This is a genomic window from Chamaesiphon sp. VAR_69_metabat_338 (assembly GCF_031423935.1).
GTDB lineage: Bacteria > Cyanobacteriota > Cyanobacteriia > Cyanobacteriales > Chamaesiphonaceae > Chamaesiphon.
This window is the reverse complement of the sequence record NZ_JANPGM010000642.1, coordinates 1-2864: the sequence shown is the minus strand read 5'-3', so window position 1 is coordinate 2864 and position 2864 is coordinate 1. Positions and strand designations below refer to the sequence as shown.

Below are 2864 nucleotides of genomic sequence, written 5' to 3'. Positions count from 1 at the left end.
ACGAAAATCTGCTACAACAAGTACTGAAAGAAGCCTTACAAACATAGGAGCTTCGGCTTCAGCCGAAGAGCAAATACCTTTCGGCTAAAGCCGAAGCATCCCTAGTCGAATTGGGCGTGGAGGTGCAGACAAAAGCCATGGTGACGAATATCGCCGACAACACTGTTACCATCCGTCAGGGCGAGCAGACGGAGACAGTCGCAGCACGGACGGTTCTCTGGGCGGCTGGCGTCAAGGCATCGGCTATGGGCAAGATTCTAGCAGAGCATACGGGCGTAGAACTCGATCGGGTGGGGCGAGTAATGGTGAACTCGGACTTGAGCGTCAAGGACTATCCGCAGATTTTTGTGATTGGCGATTTGGCCAACTTTACCAAGCCCGATGGCAAGCCGTTACCAGGCGTAGCACCTGTCGCTACCCAAGAAGGTAAATATGTCGCGGATTTAATCCTCAAGCGGCTCCAGGCTCAGACGATGCCAGCATTTGAATATTATGATGCGGGTAGTTTATCGGTAATCGGCAGACATTCGGCAGTAGCTGACTTTGGTAAAATTAAACTATCGGGCTTTTTAGCGTGGTTGATTTGGGTATTCGTCCATATTTATTATCTGATTGAATTTGACAGCAAATTGGTGGTATTTATTCAGTGGACGTGGAGTTATTTCACGCGCAAACGTGGGGCGCGATTGATTACCGGCGATGAATCGCTCGGTCAAATTGGCGTGGACGATGGCGGCGACTTTTTTATTGCGACACCGCTGAAGGTAAATGCAAAAGTGTAACTCAGTTAGAGCGGGTAGGATCGGAGATCGTTCATTGACTTGCTAGTTGTTAAATATTCGATCGATACGATCGACTATCAATTAATTTCAATAGTTTTCAGCAGTTCTAGTCGTTCGCGATAGATCTGTTGACGACGTAAGGCTCGATCGACAAAAATACTCAATTCGCTAGCCAACCACTGATTTTCGGTGGGATCTAAAAGTAATCCCACTGCATATCGTCGATCTGGTAAGTTAATCTCAGTTAGATCGATTTTTATAAACCGTTTTAACCATCTAAATACTACGAAAAAAATAGTGGGCTTGCCCATGAATTTAATTCTGATGCGCGCCCGATCGAATGGCAAAATAGACAGCTTTGCAGGAGTGCGATAGATTTCGATTCGATCGATATTTGCAGTCGCGTTATATACTAAGTTCCCAAATATCCAGCGTTTGATTTGCAAGCGATTGCCGGATATTTCTAACTGTCCGCGCGCAAAATTGCCGTAGATACTGTAGGATAGCATCCCGATCGATCCGGCAGCATACGTCAATCCAAACAGCGCGAATGTTATGAATCGGGAAGGATCGATTTTTAGAGATATTGTGAGGATCGCATAAATCGCGATCGCCAGGATAGAATTGAGTAAAATTGCGACCAAACATAATTGCTGACTGCTCGTCGTCCGCAATTTTACCGCTGGTAGATTAATCGTCAGTTCGGTTTCATCGGCAACTAAGCGAATCGGACTATGATTGGGTTTGCGCGGGCGATTATTGGCAACTGGTGGCGGCAGTTTTTGCAATCCTTGGAGAACAGCTAGTGCTTCCGCTGCCGTTGTAAATCGCTGTTCGACAGTCGGTTCGAGCATGCGATCGAGCCAATCGGCAAATTGACGAGGCAATTTGAGTGCAGATTTAAAGTTAATCTTGAGTTGTTTTTGCGGTAACTTACTCGGATCTTCCCGCGTTAATAAAAACAATAAAGTTGTCGCCAATCCATACAAATCCGTACTTAAAAATGCCTGTCCGCGAAACTGTTCTGGTGCCATATAACCGTAAGTACCGACGACGGTGCTGCCGCCAGTAACTGTTTGATGATAGGTATCTTGAACTGCTCCAAAATCTACGAGCGAGATTTTACCATCTGCACTTTTAATTAAATTCTGGGGCTTAATATCGCGGTGAATTACCGGCGGACTGAGATGGTGGAGATAAGCCAGAATCTCTAATATTTGGACGGCAATCTGTTCGACTTCCGCAACTTCTGGTTGCCAACCCCGATCGATTAATGCCGATAATGGCGTACCCGGTGCCAAAGACTGGACGATATGAAACTCGCGATCTCGATCGGTATCGATCTGAAAGTAGTCTAAATATTTAGGAATGCACGGATGATTTAATTGGGCTAAGATCTTGGCTTCTCGCTCAAATAATTCGATCGCTTTCCAATCCTGAGCGCGCCGCAAGGACATGACTTTAATTGCTACAGTTTCATCAGTTTCTAAGTCTTTAGCAGCATAAGTAGTCGCAATCCCGCCTTGTCCTAAGATATTAATAATTTGATAGCGATCGTTTAGAACTCGTTCGGTTTGTTGCATCTTAGTCAGGTAGCTTGAAGCGTGAATTTAATTTACTTGAACTGAATAGGCTTAAGATCGATGTCTGTAATACCAAATAAAAGTAATAATTCAGATGGTGAACTATTGCTATCATCGTTATTTACTGAGATCGAGCTAATATTCTTAGATCTCTTTAACTTATAAATTGAGTCTATTTTATCTCCTGAATAGAAACCCTTTCCATCATTCTTATTTAGGTTGCATTGCAGATCTGGTTTTGCTCCAGCACGAACTAAACGATCGATTGCTTTTCTAGAAATAGAATTATTGTTAGCTAGATCGGCATTATTGAGGTAACTCGATAGTCTGCGAGTATATGGCATCAGATCTCGTGCGATCGCTGTGTGTAACGGCGTACAGCCTAAACTATCTTGAATATTAGGATCGATACCTCGATCGAGTAGAAGTTTTACTATTTCACCATCCTGATGAATACTAGCTAGGTGTAAGAGCGACAACTTATTTTGGTCGGGATAAG

The 2864-nt window shown here is 44.0% G+C and carries 2 protein-coding genes and 1 pseudogene; 1 reads left to right on the top strand and 2 read right to left on the bottom strand.

Annotation, left to right across the window (positions count from 1 at the left end; translation table 11 throughout):
- Window positions 1–80: 80 nt before the first annotated feature.
- A pseudogene (locus RMO84_RS17700) lies at window positions 81–782 on the top strand (NAD(P)/FAD-dependent oxidoreductase); the annotation flags it as partial.
- Window positions 783–859: 77 nt separating this feature from the next.
- On the opposite strand, the gene RMO84_RS17695 reads toward RMO84_RS17700, so the two are convergent.
- Both RMO84_RS17695 and RMO84_RS17690 read right to left on the bottom strand, forming a co-directional pair.
- Window positions 860–2365: a serine/threonine-protein kinase gene (locus RMO84_RS17695; RefSeq protein ID WP_310489755.1), complete on the bottom strand. Its 1506-nt coding sequence runs from the start codon at window positions 2363–2365 to the stop codon at window positions 860–862.
- Between the two features lie 32 nt (window positions 2366–2397).
- Window positions 2398–2864: ankyrin repeat domain-containing protein (locus tag RMO84_RS17690; RefSeq protein ID WP_310489754.1), on the bottom strand; the 467-nt coding region annotated here is incomplete at its 5' end.

Coding starts and splice junctions, on each gene's coding strand:
- RMO84_RS17695 (WP_310489755.1), bottom strand. CDS start 2,365: ATGCAACAAACCGAACGAGTTCTAAACGATCGCTATCAAATTATTAAT.